Origin of the sequence: Roseibium sp. (genome assembly GCF_965229775.1) — a bacterium.
Classification (GTDB): Bacteria; Pseudomonadota; Alphaproteobacteria; order Rhizobiales; family Stappiaceae; genus Roseibium.
The window spans coordinates 4,954,904-4,972,760 of sequence record NZ_OZ245929.1 but is presented as its reverse complement, the minus strand read 5'-3'; the positions used below and the strand labels follow the sequence as shown (position 1 = coordinate 4,972,760).

At 59.0% G+C, this 17,857-nt stretch carries 15 protein-coding genes and 1 tRNA gene; 12 read left to right on the top strand and 4 right to left on the bottom strand.

Annotated elements, in window-relative coordinates; genetic code table 11:
- Positions 1 to 95: 95 nt before the first annotated feature.
- The 6 genes from secG to ACO07N_RS22410 all read left to right on the top strand — a co-directional run bounded on the left by secG (position 96) and on the right by ACO07N_RS22410 (position 8,141).
- A complete protein-coding gene (secG, locus tag ACO07N_RS22435) occupies positions 96 to 473 on the top strand; it encodes a preprotein translocase subunit SecG (protein WP_421983156.1) in 378 nt (125 codons plus the stop codon).
- Between the two features lie 120 nt (positions 474 to 593).
- Entirely contained in the window at positions 594 to 2,222 is a 1,629-nt protein-coding gene (locus ACO07N_RS22430; protein WP_421983155.1) for a CTP synthase, read from the top strand.
- Positions 2,223 to 2,246: 24 nt separating this feature from the next.
- Positions 2,247 to 3,074, top strand: coding sequence for a VOC family protein (locus tag ACO07N_RS22425; protein WP_421983154.1), 828 nt, complete (start codon positions 2,247 to 2,249; stop codon positions 3,072 to 3,074).
- A gap of 187 nt (positions 3,075 to 3,261) precedes the next feature.
- Positions 3,262 to 4,425, top strand: a complete 1,164-nt coding sequence (locus ACO07N_RS22420; RefSeq protein ID WP_421983153.1) for an efflux RND transporter periplasmic adaptor subunit — start codon at positions 3,262 to 3,264, stop codon at positions 4,423 to 4,425.
- Complete coding sequence (locus ACO07N_RS22415) at positions 4,426 to 7,575, top strand: efflux RND transporter permease subunit (protein ID WP_421983152.1); 3,150 nt, start codon at positions 4,426 to 4,428, stop codon at positions 7,573 to 7,575.
- Positions 7,576 to 7,748: 173 nt separating this feature from the next.
- On the top strand, positions 7,749 to 8,141 hold the full coding sequence (locus tag ACO07N_RS22410) for a thiol-disulfide oxidoreductase DCC family protein (RefSeq protein ID WP_421983151.1): 393 nt from the start codon (positions 7,749 to 7,751) through the stop codon (positions 8,139 to 8,141).
- A gap of 9 nt (positions 8,142 to 8,150) precedes the next feature.
- On the opposite strand, the gene ACO07N_RS22405 is transcribed toward ACO07N_RS22410, so the two are convergent.
- Entirely contained in the window at positions 8,151 to 8,723 is a 573-nt protein-coding gene (locus tag ACO07N_RS22405; RefSeq protein ID WP_421983150.1) for a glutathione peroxidase, read from the bottom strand.
- A 77-nt stretch (positions 8,724 to 8,800) separates the two neighbouring features.
- Positions 8,801 to 9,070 carry a hypothetical protein gene (locus tag ACO07N_RS22400; RefSeq protein WP_421983149.1) on the bottom strand — a complete coding sequence of 90 codons (270 nt, stop codon included), beginning with the start codon at positions 9,068 to 9,070 and terminating at the stop codon, positions 8,801 to 8,803.
- Between the two features lie 368 nt (positions 9,071 to 9,438).
- On the opposite strand from ACO07N_RS22400, the gene ACO07N_RS22395 reads away from it, so the two are divergent.
- Positions 9,439 to 9,777: a hypothetical protein gene (locus ACO07N_RS22395; protein WP_421983148.1), complete on the top strand. Its 339-nt coding sequence runs from the start codon at positions 9,439 to 9,441 to the stop codon at positions 9,775 to 9,777.
- 156 nt (positions 9,778 to 9,933) lie between these two features.
- On the opposite strand, the gene ACO07N_RS22390 is transcribed toward ACO07N_RS22395, so the two are convergent.
- Positions 9,934 to 10,009, bottom strand: a tRNA-Lys gene (locus ACO07N_RS22390).
- A gap of 368 nt (positions 10,010 to 10,377) precedes the next feature.
- Here ACO07N_RS22390 and ACO07N_RS22385 point away from each other — a divergent pair.
- The 3 genes from ACO07N_RS22385 (at position 10,378) to ACO07N_RS22375 (ending at position 13,093) form a co-directional block, all read left to right on the top strand.
- A complete protein-coding gene (locus ACO07N_RS22385) occupies positions 10,378 to 10,671 on the top strand; it encodes a hypothetical protein (RefSeq protein WP_421983147.1) in 294 nt (97 codons plus the stop codon).
- 205 nt (positions 10,672 to 10,876) lie between these two features.
- The gene (locus ACO07N_RS22380; protein ID WP_421983146.1) at positions 10,877 to 11,929 is read left to right on the top strand and encodes a TAXI family TRAP transporter solute-binding subunit; all 1,053 of its coding nucleotides are present in this window, start codon (positions 10,877 to 10,879) and stop codon (positions 11,927 to 11,929) included.
- Between the two features lie 420 nt (positions 11,930 to 12,349).
- Positions 12,350 to 13,093, top strand: coding sequence for a cytochrome c biogenesis CcdA family protein (locus tag ACO07N_RS22375; protein WP_421983145.1), 744 nt, complete (start codon positions 12,350 to 12,352; stop codon positions 13,091 to 13,093).
- A 61-nt stretch (positions 13,094 to 13,154) separates the two neighbouring features.
- On the opposite strand, the gene ACO07N_RS22370 is transcribed toward ACO07N_RS22375, so the two are convergent.
- Positions 13,155 to 14,303 (bottom strand): hypothetical protein, encoded by a 1,149-nt coding sequence (locus ACO07N_RS22370; protein ID WP_421983144.1) that lies wholly within the window; start codon positions 14,301 to 14,303, stop codon positions 13,155 to 13,157.
- A 255-nt stretch (positions 14,304 to 14,558) separates the two neighbouring features.
- On the opposite strand from ACO07N_RS22370, the gene glmU reads away from it, so the two are divergent.
- Positions 14,559 to 15,926 (top strand): bifunctional UDP-N-acetylglucosamine diphosphorylase/glucosamine-1-phosphate N-acetyltransferase GlmU, encoded by a 1,368-nt coding sequence (gene glmU, locus ACO07N_RS22365; RefSeq protein ID WP_421983143.1) that lies wholly within the window; start codon positions 14,559 to 14,561, stop codon positions 15,924 to 15,926.
- 100 nt (positions 15,927 to 16,026) lie between these two features.
- Positions 16,027 to 17,853 carry a glutamine--fructose-6-phosphate transaminase (isomerizing) gene (gene glmS / locus ACO07N_RS22360; protein ID WP_421983142.1) on the top strand — a complete coding sequence of 609 codons (1,827 nt, stop codon included), beginning with the start codon at positions 16,027 to 16,029 and terminating at the stop codon, positions 17,851 to 17,853.
- Positions 17,854 to 17,857 lie beyond the last annotated feature (4 nt).

Here is a 17,857-nt window from a genome sequence, read left to right as displayed (position 1 = left end):
AGCTTTGATCGCGAAGTCGCAATTGAAGGGTAGAAAGCGCGCGCCGACTGGTGTAGAAGGCCGCCAAACCCGAAATTCAGATAGAATGGCATTCGATGGAAACCGTAGTCATCGTTATCCACCTTATGGTCGTGTTGGCCCTGGTGCTTGTTGTCCTCCTGCAACGCTCTGAAGGCGGTGCGCTCGGTATTGGCGGCGGCGGCGGTGGCGGTGGCGGCCTCATGTCCAGCCGTGGAACGGCCAATGTGCTGACACGCGCAACCGCTGTTCTGGCGGTCGCTTTTTTCGCGACATCGCTGACGCTGAGCCTGATCGCCCAGAATGAAGAGGCTCCGAGTTCAATCCTCGATGCCGCACCGGCGTCGACGGACGGCGCACCGGTCGAGGGCGCTCCGAGCGGTTCAGGCGGTATCCTGGATCAGCTGAGACCCCAGGGCGAGCCTTCTGGCCCGCAGGTGCCGGCCGCACAATAGAGGCTTCGGCCGCTTCCAAAGACATCTGCCCTGCGGCTTTGTTCGCAGGGCATTTTTATGTGTTGAGAACGCAACTCCCGAGTGGCCAAACGGCTCTCGGCAAGGATATGGTATTGGTCCATGGCGCGATATATTTTCATTACCGGCGGCGTGGTCTCCTCGCTTGGAAAAGGTCTTGCTTCAGCAGCTCTGGGTGCTTTGCTCCAGGCGCGCGGATACAAGGTTCGACTCCGCAAGCTCGACCCCTACCTGAACGTTGACCCGGGCACCATGAGCCCTTATCAGCACGGCGAATGCTTCGTCACGGACGACGGAGCGGAGACCGATCTGGACCTGGGTCACTACGAACGTTTCACCGGCCGGCCTGCCAATCAGCAGGACAACATCACCACTGGCCGGATCTACCAGAACATCATCGCCAAGGAACGGCGTGGCGACTATCTCGGCGGCACGGTGCAGGTCATTCCACACGTGACCGACGCGATCAAGAACTTCGTCCTTGACGGCAACGACGGCTATGACTTCGTTCTTGTCGAGATCGGCGGTACCGTCGGCGACATCGAAGGTCTGCCGTTTTTCGAAGCGATCCGCCAGCTCGGCAACGATCTGCCGCGCGGGGACGTGGTCTACGTCCATCTGACGCTGATGCCCTACATTCCGAGCGCTGGGGAGATGAAAACCAAGCCGACCCAGCACTCGGTCAAGGAATTGCGGTCGATCGGGATTCAGCCCGACATTTTGATGATCCGCTGCGATCGTCCGATCCCCGAGACGGAGAAGCGCAAGCTCTCGCTGTTCTGTAATGTGCGGGAGAGTGCCGTCATTCCGGCCTACGACGTGAAATCGATCTATGACGTGCCGATTGCCTACCATCAGGAAGGGCTCGATGACGAAGTCCTTGCAGCATTCGGGTTGACGGGCGCCCCGGCGCCGGTGCTGCAGCGCTGGCAGGAGATTTCGCAGGCCGTCGCCAATCCCGAGGGAGAGGTGAAGATCGCGATCGTCGGCAAATACACAGTGCTGAAAGATGCCTACAAGTCGCTGATCGAAGCGCTCGTGCACGGCGGTATCGCGAATCGGGTGAAGGTCAATCTGGAGTGGATCGAATCGGAAACCTTCGAGAAGGAGGATCCCAGCCCCTATCTGGAAGGCGTTCACGGCATCCTCGTGCCCGGCGGTTTCGGGGAGCGCGGAGCGGAAGGCAAGATTGCCGCCGCAAGTTTTGCCCGCAACCGGAAGATACCTTACTTCGGGATCTGCTTCGGCATGCAAATGGCGGTTCTTGAAGCCGCGCGCAACATGGCCGGTATCACGGAAGCCAATTCGACCGAATTCGGTCCGAGCAGCGAGCCGGTTGTCGGACTGATGACGGAATGGACCAAGGGCAACGAGAGAGAACTTCGCAACGAAGACGGAGATCTTGGCGGAACGATGCGGCTCGGCGCCTATCCGGCCACATTGAAGCCAGGGTCGAAGATCGCCCAAATCTATGGCGAGACAAGCGTATCCGAACGCCACCGGCACAGATACGAGGTCAATATCGGCTATCGCAGCCAGCTGGAAGACTGCGGTCTGATTTTCGCCGGAACCTCTCCCGATGGTGTTCTCCCTGAAACGGTGGAGATCGAGGACCATCCCTGGTTTATCGGCGTCCAGTATCATCCCGAACTGAAATCGCGGCCGTTCGAACCGCATCCGCTGTTCGCGTCCTTTATCGGGGCGGCGCTGCAGCAGAGCCGTCTGGTCTAGGCCGGGCTTCGGGGAGGGGCAGAGTTGCTACGAGGTCTCGATCATATCGTTGTCGCAGTGAACGACCTCGACGCTGCGGGCAAGGCGTATGAAGCGCTTGGCTTCACGGTCACTCCGGAGAACAGGCATCCCTGGGGAACCGCCAACCGGCTGATACAGCTCGACGGATTTTTCATCGAATTGCTCAGCGTGGCGGACCCCGGTCTGATCACGGAAACGGCCGGAACGACGTTTTCCTTCGGTGCGTTCAACCGGTCGTTTCTGACCAAACGCGAAGGGGCGAGCATGCTGGTCATGGAAAGCCGGGATGCAGGCCTCGACAGGCAGGATTTTGAAAGAGCCGGCCTATCCCTGTTCGAACCGTTTTCGTTCGAACGCATCGCACACCTGCCGGACGGGAAGACGGCAAAGGTCGCCTTCGACCTGACCATCCTCCGGGATCCGCTAAGCCCGGAAATCGGTTACTTCACCTGCCACAACAAGTATCCGGAAAATTTCTGGAAACCGGCTTTCCAGACACATGCCAACGGAGCAGGGGAGATCAGGACGATCTACATGGTCGCCGAAGACCCGTCGGACCATCACGAGTTCCTGGGTGGCTTTACCGGTCAGCGGGAAATGCGGGCGACAAGCCTGGGTCTTGAAGTCGAGACGGCGCGCGGCAGGATTTCCGTGCTCAATCCGGCGGCGTATCGGTCCCTCGTCGGCGAAAGTGCTGCCGACGCGCTGCAGGGAGAGCTGCCGCAGATTGCCGCAATTGAGATCGGGACCGGTTCACCTGACCGGACAGGTGTCTTTCCCGCGAGCCGACTGCACGGCCTGACGCTCATTCTTTCTTCACAAGACTGCTGACAACTTTCGCGCCTGAGCCGACCCTCGGGAAAACAACCAAGGGCAATTGCGGATTGAAAACGCGACGTAAGACTATCGTCCGGCCTGACCCGTACAACGAGAAAATTCGCTTGTTGAATCAATCAGTCCTTTTATAGTGAACTCCGATCAAGCGCGCGACCCAAAGGTCTGACAGCGGAGTTCTCGAATGCCATTTCAGCGTATTGCTTCTCGTTCCCGTCATCTTCTCCTTGCTGCTGCTGCACTGAGCCTGGTGGCAGCCTGTTCTGACGAATCGAAGCAGGCAGAGGCCCCCGCGGCCCCGCCGCCCTCCGTCACGGTTGCCAAGGTGACCTCCCAGGATGTGCGTCAGAGCGAGTCTTTTGTCGGCCAGATCGCGGCGGTGGATCAGGTCGATCTCGTTGCCCGCGTGAGCGGCTTCCTTGAAGACAAGGCCGTTCCAGACGGGTCTTTCGTGAAGCAGGACGACCTTCTGTTCACGATCGAAAAGGCGCAATACGAAGCGCAGCTGACCAAGGCGAAAGCCGATCTTGCCAGCGCCAAGGCGGATGCGGCTCTCAAGGCGGCCGACGAAAAGCGTGACAAGGACCTTCTGGACAAGGGACATGTTTCGGAAGCCGCGTATGAGGCGACGCTTGCGCAGAAACAGCAGGCGGAAGCGTCCGTCGAGGCCGCACAGTCCGGCCTGCAGCAGGCCGAACTCGACTTGAGCTACACCGACATTTCAGCACCGTTTCCAGGTCAGATCGGCAAGAGCACATTCAGTGTCGGGGAACTCGTCGGACCCAACACCAGCTCACTTGCCAAGCTGATTCGTCTCGCGCCGGTCTATGTCAATTTCTCCGTCAGCGAAGCGCAGTATCTCAATGCTGTGCAGACCCACAATATCAGTCCCGCCGATCTTTCTCCCGACGAAGCACCTTCCATCAGCCTCGTGCTTCCCAACGGCGACAAATACGGAGAAACCGGGAAGATCGTCTACATCGACAACGAGATCGACGCCACAACGGGCACGATTTCCTTCCGCGGGCAATTTGAGAACAAGGACGTCCGCCTGCTTGCCGGGACCTATGTCACGGTTCTTCTGGAAGCTCCGAACACGGAGACCGCGCTCGTCGTTCCCCAGGCGGCGATCCAGCGGGATCAGCAGGGCGCGTTCGCTCTCGCGATCACGTCGGACAAGAAGGTCGAACAGAAATATGTCGAGCTTGGTCAGCAGATCGGGACGAATTTTGTCGTCACGAACGGTCTGGCCGAAGGGGATGAAGTCATAACGGAAGGTCTGCAAAAGGTCCGACCGGGTGTCGAGGTCGACCCTGTCCTCGCATCCCAGCCGGCGGAGCAGAGCTAAATGTTTTCTCGCTTTTTCATTTACCGGCCGAAATTCGCGCTGGTGATTTCGATTGTCATCACGATTGCCGGTATTCTCGGCTACGTGTCCCTGCCGGTCGAGCAGTTTCCCAATATCACACCGCCGGTGGTGAACGTCTCTGCGACCTACACGGGCGCGAACGCGGAGGTTCTCGAGGAGACCGTCGCGGCGCCCATCGAGGGCCAGGTCAACGGCGTCGACGACATGATCTACATGCAGTCGACCAGCAACGACAGCGGCAACTATTCGCTCAACGTGACCTTCGCGGTCGGGACGGATCCGGATATTGCAACCGTCAACACGCAGAACCGTGTGTCACAGGCGACCAGCCAGCTGCCGAGCGAAGTGACCGCGAACGGGGTGACCGTTCAAAAAGCCAGTACCAACATGCTGCTGGTGATCACGCTCTATTCGCCGAACGGCACCTATGACCCTGTCTTCCTGTCCAATTACGCCTCCATCAACCTGAAGGACGCGCTTGCCCGTGTTCAGGGCGTCGGCCGCGCCGACGTGATGACGGATTTCGCCTACGGCATGCGTATCTGGCTCGATCCGGACAGGCTCACCAGCCTGGGCATGACGCCGACAGATTTCATCGCCGCCGTTCAGGATCAGAACATCCAGGTCGCCGCCGGCCAGATCGGCGCGCCACCCGTGCCGGATGGGCAGCAGTTCCAGTATACGATCAAGGCGAAGGGCCGGCTTGCGACACCGGAAGAGTTCGAGGACATCGTCCTGAGAACCGGCGCGGACGGGGCCATCGTGAAGATCGGGGACGTTGCCCGGGTCGAACTCGGTGCCCAGTTCTACAACGCGTCCGGTGAGTTCAACGGCCAGCCTTCCACGGTTCTTGCGATCTACCAGGCTCCGGGCGCAAACGCGCTGCAGGTTTCCGAGAACGTGCTCGCGCGTCTTGAAAACCTGTCTCAAGCGTTTCCGGACGATGTCGCGTACGCGGTTCCGTTCAACACGACGGACTTCGTGCAGGCTTCGCTGGACGACGTGATCGCGACGCTGTTCCTCACGTTTCTGCTCGTCGTGTCGGTGGTGTTCATCTTCCTGGGCAACTGGCGCGCGACGATCATTCCGACCGTTGCGATCCCGGTGTCGCTGATCGGGACGTTCGGGGTACTGCTTGCACTCGGCATGTCGCTCAACACGATTTCTCTGTTCGCACTGGTTCTGGCGATCGGCATCGTGGTCGATGACGCGATCGTCGTCGTTGAGAACGTTGAACGCATCATCGCGGAGGAGGGGCTGGCGCCGAAGGAAGCCACCGCCAAGGCGATGGAGCAGATCACCAGTCCCGTCATTGCGACGACGCTCGTGCTGCTTGCCGTGTTCGTGCCGACGATCTTCATGCCCGGCATCACCGGCCGGCTCTATTCTCAGTTTGCCGTAACGATTTCCGTTTCGGTGGTGATCTCGTCGATCAACGCGCTGACGCTGTCGCCGGCGCTCTGCGGTCTCATCCTGAAAGCGCGCTCCGGCCCGCCGAAGGGGCTCATGGGGCTGTTCGACCGCGGCATCACCGGTGTGCGCGACGGCTATACCGCGATCATCCGGCGGCTCGTGCGCGTGGCCTTCATCGGCCTGATCATCGTCGGCGGTGCGATCGCCGTGATCATGTCGCTCGGCAGCACGCTGCCCCAGGGCTTTCTGCCCTCCGAGGACCAGGGTTACCTGATGGTGGACGTCCAGCTTCCCGATGGCGCCGCTCTACAACGGACGGAGACGGTCACGGAGCGCGTGGTTGAACTGACGCAGGCTGTCCCGGGCGTCGAAAACGTCGTCATCGTCAACGGCTATTCCATCCTCAACGGCGCGACATCCTCGAACGCCGCGCTCGTGATCGCGACAATGAGCAACTGGGAGGAGCGGCAGGAACCGAACCTTCGCATCAATGCCATTCTGGCAAAGTTCTGGGCTGACTTCTCCACGATACCGGGCGCCAACATCATTGCCTTCAATCCGCCGCCAATCCCGGGCCTCGGGACCACCGGGGGCGTGCAGATGATGATGCAGCAGACGGGTGGCGGCACGCCGCAGGACCTGGCGTCTGCCGTCGGCTCGATGGTCTATTCGGCCAACCAGAGCTCCGATATCGCGCGCGCCTATTCCACGTTCCGGGCGAATGTTCCGCAGGTGTTCGTCGATCTCGACAGGGAAAAGGCCAAGACACTTGGGATCGGTGTCTCCGACGTCTTCACCACGCTGCAGGCCTATCTCGGTTCGTTCTATATCAACGACTTCAACATCTTCGGCCGCGTCTACAAGGTGATGATCCAGGCCGACGGGCAGTATCGTGACAAGATCGAGGATATCGGCCGGCTCTATGTCCGTTCCCAGGACGGCACCATGGTGCCGCTGCGCAGTATCCTGACGACCGAGAACGTGCTCGGGCCGCAGATCCTGACGCGCTACAACATGTTCCGGGCAGCCGCCGTCATGGCGGATCCGGCCCCCGGGGCCTCGACCGGTGTCGTCATCAACGAGATGGAATCGGCGGCAGACGAAGCCATGCCGCCGGGATACACCTACGAATGGACGGGCACGGCGCAGCAGCAGCAGGGCGCCAGCAACATCGTGATGTTCATCCTGATGCTGTCGATCCTGTTCACCTATCTCTTCCTGGTTGCCCAGTACGAGAGCTGGTCGATGCCGGTTGCGATCCTGATGTCGGTGTCCTTCGCCATCATGGGGGCGCTCGTTGCGGTGTTCGTTACCGGCGGGGATGTCAATCTCTATACCCAGATCGGCATGATCATGCTTGTCGGCATGGGGGCGAAGAATGCGATCCTGATCGTGGAATTCGCCATGGAACAGCGTGACAGCGGCAAGAGCATCATGGACGCGGCCACCGAGGCGGCGCACTTGCGTTTCCGCGCCGTGATGATGACGGCGCTGTCGTTCCTGCTCGGTGTCGTGCCGCTGATGACGGCGTCGAGCGCCGGTGCTGCCAGCCAGAAGGCCATCGGCTTTGCCGTCTTCGGCGGGATGCTGTTTGCAACCGTGATCGGGGTCCTGATGATCCCCGTGCTTTACGTGTGCCTCCAGTACATCCGCGAGAAGGTCAAGACGATGCTCGGCGGGCAGGGGCATGTCAGCCGGAGTGCCGAAGCCGGGTAAGCAGAGTTGTATCTATGAAAAGAAAGGCCGGTCGACACGCGATGGTGGACCGGCCTTTTTGCTGAACATCCCGACATCGCAACAATCCGTGTGGTTTGCAAACACCCTTCTGCAATCCATGTCCGCTTTGCCAACGTAGGTACCATCAATCAGACAAACGGATGGTGAGAGCGTTGATCGAAGTTTATTACGACGGCAAGTGCGGGCTCTGTTCGCGGGAGATCGGCTATTACAAGCGGCTGACACCGAGAACCAGCATCGTCTGGAACGATATCGCCACGCATCCGGAGCTGCTTCAGGGCACGGGCATGAGCCAGTCGGAGGCCTTGCTTTATCTGCGCGTGCGTGACGAAGAGGGGATGATCCAAACCGGTCTGGACGCGTTTCTGGTGGTCTGGCGGCAGTTCAGGGGATGGCGGCTTCTGGGCGCGCTCGCCGCCTTGCCGGGCGTCTATCGCGGCGTTTCATTTGCCTATCGGAAATTCGCCGACCGTCGTTTCAAACGTCATGCGCATTGCCAGGCGAGCCTTCAGCCTTCGGCAACACCTGCCGGCTCCGGGCCCTGAAACCTGTTCTCAGCTGCCGAGTTGTGCCTCGATGGCCCTGACGATCTTCGAAGATGTCGGTTTTGTCGGTGTGGAGAACCAGGCGACGATCGAGCCGTCCGGCCCGATCAGGTACTTGTGAAAATTCCAGTAGGGACGGGCGGCTGATCCGAGCGTTTCCGCGGCCCACGCGTAGAAGGGATGCGCGAGCTTTCCCTTCACGGACGTTTTTGCGGTCATCAGGTATTTGGCGCCGTATTTGGCTTCGCAGAAACCGGCTATCTCGCCGTCTTTCAAGGGTTCCTGATTGCCGAAATCGTTTGACGGCACCGCGATCACGACCAGTCCGTTGTCCGAATAGCGTTCATGCAGTTCCTGCAGTCCGGCAAGCTGCTTGCTGAACCCGCATTTGGTTGCCGTGTTGACGACCAGGACGGTCTTGCCCGCAAACTGCTCCAGCGGCAGCTGACTGCCGTCGGGCATGTCGAAGGAAAACTGCAGAGCGCTGTCGCCGGCCTGTCCGGCGGGCACTTGTGACATGCTCGCGCTCATGGCCACGGTCGCGCCGGCAACGAGGCTCAGAATGTTTCCGATCCTGGGCATCAAGTCATCTCCAATTTGCTGCCCTCATTACGTTTTCTTGAGGCGGTCCGGTTCACCGGTTGCTGACATTTCTGACCCTAGACACCCGTGTCCGGGCCGATCGGATCGAATATCGTCTCGATTGCCTGGAACATGGTCCTGTAGACGCCGATCTCGTCCTTGGCGAAATCGCCATGGGGAATGGCCTTCTTGGCTTCCTGGAGCAGATCCGAGCGGATGGCGTCCAGATCAATGCCGGTTTCCGCGGCACGCTTTTCAATCTCGACATGGAGCCGCTTCGCGATGCCGGCATAGGCAACGATCGCTGTGACCATATGGGTCGGTTCTTCCGGGATCGGGATTTTCATCCGCGCGTGTTTCCTTGTTGCTTTTGCCTCATCTTTTCTGCGCACGACCCGTGCGCGGGCATGCCGGCAATATAGGTCATCCCAGGCCGGTTGCAGAAGGGCGTTTGGTGTCGATCTTGCCGCGAGGTTTTGGGGTGGGGCGGCGAGCCCGCCATGCTGTTTTGCCACGTTGCATAATCGCGAGCCGGACCAGGTGCCGTTATCGACTTGGCTCAAATCAATTCATAGGCATACTGCTCCTGCGAACGTAGTTTTCACAGTAATAAATTATTAAAATATTATTAATTAATGTACTATAAGAATTAAATACTTTATCTTTTCGCAATTTATATCTAGATTTTGGAAAAAAATATCATCGGGATCTAGATGTGGCACTCCAAAAATATATGAAGTTCGGTTTCGCTTTGCCGGTTTGGCTGGCTGCTTGCGCTCAATCACCTGAATCCATTCAGCCGTCTTACGTTAGTCCATCCGAGTATTCAGGATGGTCCTGCTCTGCAATGCGCGCAGAAGCCGGGCGAGTGAACGACGCATTGGCAGTTGCGTCCAAACAGCAGAGCAATGCGCGTTCCGGCGATGTCGCGGGGGTTATCCTGCTTGGCTTGCCGGTTTCATCTCTCTCGGGAGCAAACGTTGCTCCGGAAGTTGCCCGTCTGAAGGGACACAAGGAAGTGATCGAGCGCACGATGAACCAGCAAAGCTGCTAGGCTCAGGGCGCACTTCGCGCGGGGGCGCCATCGATCTCTAGGGCCTGTTCGAAGAGTTGCAGGCATAGCCGCGATTTGCTTGGGTCCGTCATGTGTGCCAGACCCGAGACGAAATCTCGGGACTTGAGCAAATTTCCTGATTTTCTGGAATTGTTTTGGTGAGCCGACAGGGGTTCGAACCCTGGACCTACTGATTAAAAGTCAGTTGCTCTACCAGCTGAGCTATCGGCTCTCACCAAAGTACCGAAGCGTTGGGGCAGCGTGGCTCGCCGCCGCGTCGGTGGCGTGTGTTTAGGCTGTGAGTGGGGACATTGCAAGAGGCAAAATTCATTTTTTCAACAGCGCGCCGAAAAACGACATGCGTCCATGTGTCATTCATTTAAACAACGAGAAAATTCGCCATGAAATTATATCCATGAGTATTAATTGCCAAATAACAATACCAATTGGTAAAGTAATTGCAGGACGCGCAAATATAGTGCTTTAACGTTTGTTGGTTATATTCGTATTTAAGAAGATAAAGATTATTCTACTGCAAAAACTGTCAGGTGGCGCAATATAGGTTTGTGTTGTACCTTGGAGCGTCATTCAGGAGGTCGCATGCGTACGACGACAATGGATACTCATACAAACTCCGTCGAGTTTGATTTTGTGAAAGGGCACATCGCCGCGACGATGACCCTGATTCATGCGCTCATCGATCAGGGTGTCATCGATCGTGAGCAGCTTGATGTTTTTTTTGCTTCTTTTATTGGTGAATTGCCGCACAATCGCGAAACGCTCGGTCTGCGTCTGATCCTCGATCAGTGGCGGCAGGGGCTGAGAGAAGGTGACCCGGAAGAAGAGCTGAAGGGCATGATTTTCGAAGTCATCAGCGGGGGGCAATCCAACTAGGCTCAGGTGCAGGCGGCCGGGGCAGGGGCCGTTGCAACTAATGAAGCACAGCATACGAAACGGGCGCCGCGGCGCCTTTTTTGATTCTGTCAGAGCGCGAGCGCCGTGTGCCGAAACTGGTGCCCACGCTGGTCAAGCGCGGGCAGCTTTGATATTTCTGGTGAGGAGTGTGTTCTTGGTTCTCCAGGTGTCAGGTGTCTGTTCCATGTGTTTGTCCGTTTGCCGTGAACGCGGTGCCGGCTCCCCGAGAGGGCTTCTCCCGCGTCTTCGTTCACTTTTGCTGATGGCTTTTTGCGTCGCCGGTGGCGTCTTGCCGCCAGTGCAGGGACTGGCATCGGAGCAGAGCTTCATCACCATCGGAACAGCCGGGGTCACCGGTGTCTATTACCCGTCCGGCAGTGCGGCCTGCAGGCTCGTCAACCAGGATAGAGCCGAGCACGGCGTTCGCTGTTCCGTGGAAGCAACGCTCGGGTCCATATCGAATATCGAACTCATCCGGTCCGGCGACCTCGATTTCGGCTTCGCACAATCCGATTGGCAACACCACGCCTATCTCGGCACATCTGTGTTTGAAGATACGGGACCTTTCGCAGATCTGCGCTCCGTTTTCGCCTTGCATGCCGAGGTCGCGACGATCGTGGTCAGGGACACGTCCGCTTTCCGGTCATTCGATGACCTGAAGGGTGCCAGGATAGACATTGGCAGCAAGGGGTCGGGATCGGAGGCTTCCTGGAACACGCTCGTTTCCAGCCTGGGCTGGTCGGAGGAGGACAGGCAAGGGTTTTCGAACAGAAGCAGTTCCGAACTCGCCGAGGCGCTGTGCAACGACGAGATCGATGCCTATTTCCAGCTGATCGGTCATCCCGCCGCTCTGATCGAGGAGACCCTGGAACAGTGCGGCATCCGCCTGATCGGCATGGACGGTGCGGCTGTTGCCGCTTTCGTTGAAAACGAACCCTACTACATGCCGGCGAAAATCCCGGCCGGCGTCTATGGTCAGGACGAACCGGCCGGATCGTTCGGCGTGGTCGCCACGATCGTGACCTCTGCCGCGATGCCCGACAACATCGTCGCGGCCCTCGTCGCGGCCGTTTACGAGAATTTCGATGATTTCGCCACCCTGCACCCGGCGCTCAGTGTTCTCACGCAGCCGGATATGGTCGCCGAGGGTGTTACGGCGCCGCTTCATCCAGGGGCCATGAAATACTTCGAGGAAAACGGCCTGTTGTCTCCGGCAGGTGAGCGGCGGGCGAACTAGAGCATTTTCCGACCAATTTGGATCATTTGACCGAGGCCCTTTTTCGCGCTGGCGAGACGGTTCGCCCGCCGTGGTGTTGCCCACCACAAGGGTGAACCAACGACGCCAGAGCGGAAAAGGGCCCGGCCAATCTTGATGTTTGTCGCTTGAATGCGTTCCACAAAGGGTGAGGATATCCAGCCCATCGGCTGCGTTGTGCCACTTGCACGATGCACCGCATCGCGCTTCGTGACCCGCCTAGCCGAGTGAACCGGATATCCGCATCAAATGATTCAAATTGGTCGGAAAATGCTCTAGTCACCCGCTCTCCAAAAGGTGACACGCAATTGTCTTGGAGTTTGGTGATTTCGGGGCTAAATCAATGCTCCAATTCTCAGCCGGTCTATACCGGACCGAAATCGAGCGAGACCGGAAAAACAGATGATCCTCCAAGAAACGTCGGTACTCATTGCCGTTCTGGCCGGAGTTGTGTCCTTTCTTTCCCCCTGTGTGTTGCCCCTCGTGCCGCCATACCTGGGGTACATGGCGGGTGTTTCACTTGAGGAACTGGCCAATGAAGAGGAAGACAACCGCGCGGCGGCAAGACGGGTCTTTCTGACGTCGCTCGTTTTCGTACTGGGTTTTTCGACCGTCTTTGTCATGCTTGGTGCAACCGCCAGCCTGCTGGGTCAGATCATCCGGCAGTATCTCGATTTTCTCGGCTATATCGCGGGCGCGGTCATCATTGTCATGGGGCTGCATTTCCTTGGCGTTTTCCGCATTGGTCTTCTTTACCGGGAAGCCCGGTTCCAGGTCACGCGCAAGCCTGCCGGGCCGCTGGGAGCCTATGTGATGGGGCTTGCCTTCGGCTTTGGCTGGACGCCCTGCATCGGACCCGTTCTGGCCGGCATCCTGACCTTCGCGGCGGCGAAGGATACGGTCGGGCAGGGCGTGATGCTGCTGACGGCCTATGCGGTGGGTCTGGGTATTCCGTTCCTGATCGCGTCCCTGTTTGCCGGCCCTTTTCTGAAATTCATGAAACGGTTCCGCAAGCACATGGGAGCCGTGGAGAAGACGATGGGCGGAATGCTTGTCGTGACGGGCGTTCTGTTTCTGACCGGACAGATGGCCGTTTTCTCCTACTGGCTCCTGGAAACCTTCCCGGCCTTTCAGACGATCGGTTGACGTTTGGTTCCGGTCCGAAATGCTGCGCCCGGCCAGATGGGATTTTCACCGATAAACCGGCTCACTGCGGCGGTGAGAACGCGCTGTCCCTGAATTCGGCGGCCGTGACAAGCGGATCGCCGGCATAAAGCGCGGGCCGGCACAGTTCGGTGACGGCGAGCAGGTGCAGGCAGGCAAGGGAAGCATCCGCCGCGTTGGCGAAGGGGCCGATCATCAGCGCAATCCCGCCTTCTTCGGTCTGCTTCTCCATCAGCAGCGGTCGCAGGTCGCGCATGCGCTCCTCGTTCTGCTCCTTGAAATCGGCCCATGCCTTCGCGGCGCCCGCTCTCGACCGGTAGTGTCCGATTATGGCCCCGAAGTCACTCCGTCTGATCTGGCTGTCACCTCCCGTTCCGCGGATCTGGCCGGACGGAGCCGACGGGCTGATGACCCGCGGGGCGAGGCCTGTTCGCGTCGGCGTGCTGTCGAACTCCGGCAAGGTTTCTGCCGGTGTGTCCGGTATCGATGCCGTGGTGAGTGATGACGTGTCGCCGGTCGTCGGCGACACGATCCTGACCGGTTCGGTTTCGGTGTTTTCGGGCGCCGGCAGCGTCTGCGGAGGCGGCAGCAGGCGGACACCGGCGGACTTTTCGGGCGTTGCCTCACGCGGCTTGTCCGCCTCTGGTCCTTTGTCGGCGTGGATCTGGTTTGTTGCTGTCCGGGGCTGCGATGGCGTGAGCGGACCGGCCATTGGTTCGCGGGCCGCAGGCTTTGCCATAGCTTCAGAAGCGGGTCTTTCCGTAACGATTTTTCCAGGCTGCGGAGCAACCGATTGTTCTGCCTGTATTTTTTCGCGAGCGGAAGATGCGAGTTTTGCGAGAGCGACTTCCTGTTCAAGCGCTGCGATGCGGCTCGAATAGACCCGGTTTTGTTCCGAAAGTGCCGACAACCGGCGGCGCAGCCCGACGACTTCGCGCTGGAGCACCTCGATCTGGCTCTGTTGCAGGTCTTGCCCGTTTTCGATTTCCCCGGCAGAGGAAGGAACAGCGGCGATCGCAATCGCGGCCTCGCGGTTGATCGAAGCGGTTGTTTCGATCGGGGAGCCGGCAGCCAGCGGGATGCCGGCCGGAAGCGTCCGGCTGTCCGTGAAAGGCGTAAACGGGGGGCTGGCAAACTGGTAGGACGCCAGCCCGATGGTTCCCATGAAAACGGCCGCAAATGCCCAGGACAAGATACCGACACGGGACGGTGTGAACGTGTCCCGAACGATTTCTCGAGTCGTTTTTGGAGCCTGGGGTTCAAGCAAGGCGTTCGGTCCGGATCCTGTTTGCGAATCTGCGCGGCGATACTGTATCAGGCGCCTATTATGGTTAATGAAAGCAAAACAGGAATGGCCTGTTCATCACATCTTTCAATGTTCTGTGGATCGGGGCATATAAGAGCCCGCGCCTTCGCCCCTTGTCCTGAATTCTGAGTTGGAATTTGCATGTCCGATCGCACTTGTCTCTCAATCGTTCTCGCCGCAGGTCTCGGCACCCGCATGAAATCGGATCTGCCGAAGGTTCTTCACGAGATAGGCGGTCTGGCGATGGTCGGGCATGTGCTGAAAGCGCTTTCCGGCGCCGGTTCGGATCGCGTTTCGGTGGTGACGGGTCCGGAGATGCCGGCCCTTGCCGATCTGGTGGCCGGAATGATGCCGTCCGCCCTGTGCCACGTGCAGGAGGAGAGGCTCGGAACTGCTCACGCCGCGCTTGCGGCAAGAGAGGCACTTGTGCAGCCTGCGGACGATGTCCTGGTCCTGTTCGGCGACACGCCCCTGGTAACGGCAGAGACCGTTTTGAAAGTGCGGGACGCGCTGCGGGAGGGAAGCGATCTCGTCGTACTCGGGTTCGAGACACAGGATCCGTTCGGATACGGACGCCTGCTTACGGACAACGGCAAGCTCCTTGCAATCCGGGAAGAAAAGGATGCCTCCGACGAAGAACGCAAGGTGATGTTCTGCAATTCGGGCATCATGGGTTTTGCCGGCAAACATGCGCTGTCGCTGATGGAGGAAATCGGCAATTCGAATGTCAAAGGCGAGTACTATCTGACTGACGCTGTCGAGATCGCGAACCGTCGTGGACTCAAGGTTTCCGCGGTTGCCGGCTCGGAAGTGGAGACGCAGGGCATCAACACGCGGGCCCAGCTCGCGGCCTGCGAGCAGGACTTTCAGGACCGCATGCGCCGCGCGGCAATGGACGACGGCTGCACGCTTCTTGCGCCGCACACCGTGTTCTTTTCCCATGATACGGTCCTTGAACCGGGCGTCACTGTCGAACAGAACGTCGTTTTCGCCGGTGGCGTACATGTGGCTTCTGGAGCGACCATCCGGGCGTTCAGCCATCTGGAGGGCGCCGCCGTGGCAAGCGGATGCGTCGTCGGTCCCTACGCGCGTTTGCGCCCGGGAACGGTTCTCGAGCACGGCGCGAAGATCGGAAACTTCGTGGAGACGAAAAACGTGACCTTCGGCGCGGGCGCAAAGGCAAATCATCTCAGTTATGTCGGTGATGCAAGCGTTGGCTCAAAGAGCAATATCGGGGCCGGCACGATCACCTGCAACTATGACGGCTTTCTCAAGCACCGGACGGACATCGGCTCCGGCAGCTTCGTCGGGTCGAATTCAACGCTGGTTGCGCCCGTTCAACTGGGTGACGGGGCATTTGTGTCCGCCGGGAGCGTGATCACGCAAGACGTCCCGGCCGACGCACTGGCCTTCGGACGAGCACGTCAGGACACGAAGGAAGGCCGGGCCAAGGCTCTGAAAGAAAAGCTGAAAGCCGCGAAGGACGCGAAGTCCGGATCTGCGGCCTGACACCTGTTCTGACATTTTCTGAAACACGTATTGATTTCAATTTTTGGCTTACCGTCGTCTAAAGCATGGTGGCTTTTCTACAGTTTGATAGGGGTTTTTTATGTGCGGTATTGTCGGCGTTCTGGGTAAGATTGAGGCTGCTCCACGCATTGTCGATTCTCTGAAGCGTCTTGAATACCGGGGTTACGACTCTGCCGGGGTTGCAACGCTGGTCGACGGGGCACTGGTTCGCCGGAGAGCAGAGGGAAAACTTCGCAATCTCGAAGCCGCCCTTGATGGAACGCCGCTGGCGGGGACGTCGGGGATCGGCCACACCAGATGGGCGACGCACGGTGCGCCGACCGTATCCAACGCGCATCCTCATCAGGCAGGTTCGGTTGCGATCGTTCATAACGGCATTATCGAGAACTATCTTGAACTGCGTGACGAGGTGGTGTCCGCGGGTGCCGTCCTGTCGACCGAGACCGACACCGAGGTGGTGGCGCACCTGATCAACGCAGCCATGGAAAAGGGCAAGTCTCCCCGCGACGCGGTTGCCGAGACCCTGCCGCGTCTCAAGGGGGCCTTTGCACTCGCCATGCTTTTTGCAGGCGAAGATGACCTCATGATCGGTGCGCGCAAGGGGTCTCCGCTGGCGATTGGACATGGCGAAGGCGAGATGTTTTTTGGCTCCGATGCCATCGCTCTCTCACCCTTTACCGACAGGATTACCTATCTGGAGGAGGGTGACTGGGCGGTGCTTACGCGGTCCGGCGCGCGTGTATTTGACCGGGACAATAATCCGGTCGAGAGACCGGAAGCGCGGTCGTCCGTGACGTCGAGCCTTATGGAAAAAGGCAACTACAAGCACTTCATGGCAAAGGAAATCCATGAGCAGCCGGAAGTGCTTGGCCATACCCTGTCTCGCTATTTCGACTACACAAGCAACTCGGCCAATGTTGCTGGTGCGGACAAGCTCGGGTTCAAGGACCTGTCCAGGCTGATCATTTCCGCTTGCGGCACGGCCTATCTTGCCGGTCTCGTTGCCAAATACTGGTTTGAAAAATACGCGCGGCTTCCGGTCGAAATCGACATCGCAAGCGAGTTTCGCTACCGGGAGACACCTGTCAGCGACAGGGATGCGGCCCTGTTCATCTCCCAATCGGGGGAGACGGCAGACACGCTCGCGTCGCTCCGTTACTGCAAGGAAAACGGTGCAGCCATCGGCGCGATCGTCAATGTTCCTGAGAGCACGATTGCGCGGGAAGCCGACATGGTGTTTCCGACGATCGCGGGCCCCGAGATCGGTGTGGCGTCGACAAAGGCCTTCACCTGTCAGCTCGCCGTTCTGGCGGCCCTGGCCATCCAGGCGGGACGGGAACGCGGTTTTCTCTCGGCTGAAAGCGAAAGAGCGCTTGTTGGAGAGTTGACCGAAGTCCCGAGCCTGGCACTGAAGGCGCTTGCGGGCGAAGCTGAAATCGAAAAACTGTCGCAGCCGCTGTCGAAAGCCAACAATGCGCTTTATCTCGGCCGCTCGACGAATTTCCCGCTCGCGCTCGAAGGCGCGCTCAAGCTCAAGGAACTCTCCTATATCCATGCCGAAGGCTATGCGGCAGGCGAACTGAAGCATGGCCCGATCGCGCTGATCGACGAAAACATGCCGGTTTTCGTGATTGCGCCTTACGATGCGATCTACGAGAAAACGGTCTCCAACATGCAGGAAGTTGCCGCGCGCGGCGGCAGGATCGTGTTGATCACGGATGCCAAGGGCGCCGAGGAAAGCGGTGGTGCCGCGGAAAACACGGTGATCATGCCGGACATGTCCGATATCGTTGCGCCGATCATCTACGCGCTGCCGGTGCAGCTCATCGCTTACCACACAGCGGTTTTCATGGGCACGGATGTGGACCAGCCGCGCAACCTGGCCAAGTCCGTGACGGTGGAGTAAGTCC

Bases quoted from the DNA above. Each gene is read 5' to 3' on its own strand.
- ACO07N_RS22405 (WP_421983150.1), bottom strand. From the start codon at position 8,723: ATGCCCAGGATCGGAAACATTCTGAGCCTCGTTGCCGGCGCGACCGTG.
- ACO07N_RS22415 (WP_421983152.1), top strand. From the start codon at position 4,426: ATGTTTTCTCGCTTTTTCATTTACCGGCCGAAATTCGCGCTGGTGATT.
- ACO07N_RS22420 (WP_421983153.1), top strand. From the start codon at position 3,262: ATGCCATTTCAGCGTATTGCTTCTCGTTCCCGTCATCTTCTCCTTGCT.
- glmS (WP_421983142.1), top strand. From the start codon at position 16,027: ATGTGCGGTATTGTCGGCGTTCTGGGTAAGATTGAGGCTGCTCCACGC.
- ACO07N_RS22400 (WP_421983149.1), bottom strand. From the start codon at position 9,070: ATGAAAATCCCGATCCCGGAAGAACCGACCCATATGGTCACAGCGATC.
- ACO07N_RS22375 (WP_421983145.1), top strand. From the start codon at position 12,350: ATGATCCTCCAAGAAACGTCGGTACTCATTGCCGTTCTGGCCGGAGTT.
- ACO07N_RS22430 (WP_421983155.1), top strand. From the start codon at position 594: ATGGCGCGATATATTTTCATTACCGGCGGCGTGGTCTCCTCGCTTGGA.
- ACO07N_RS22380 (WP_421983146.1), top strand. From the start codon at position 10,877: ATGTGTTTGTCCGTTTGCCGTGAACGCGGTGCCGGCTCCCCGAGAGGG.
- glmU (WP_421983143.1), top strand. From the start codon at position 14,559: ATGTCCGATCGCACTTGTCTCTCAATCGTTCTCGCCGCAGGTCTCGGC.
- secG (WP_421983156.1), top strand. From the start codon at position 96: ATGGAAACCGTAGTCATCGTTATCCACCTTATGGTCGTGTTGGCCCTG.
- ACO07N_RS22385 (WP_421983147.1), top strand. From the start codon at position 10,378: ATGCGTACGACGACAATGGATACTCATACAAACTCCGTCGAGTTTGAT.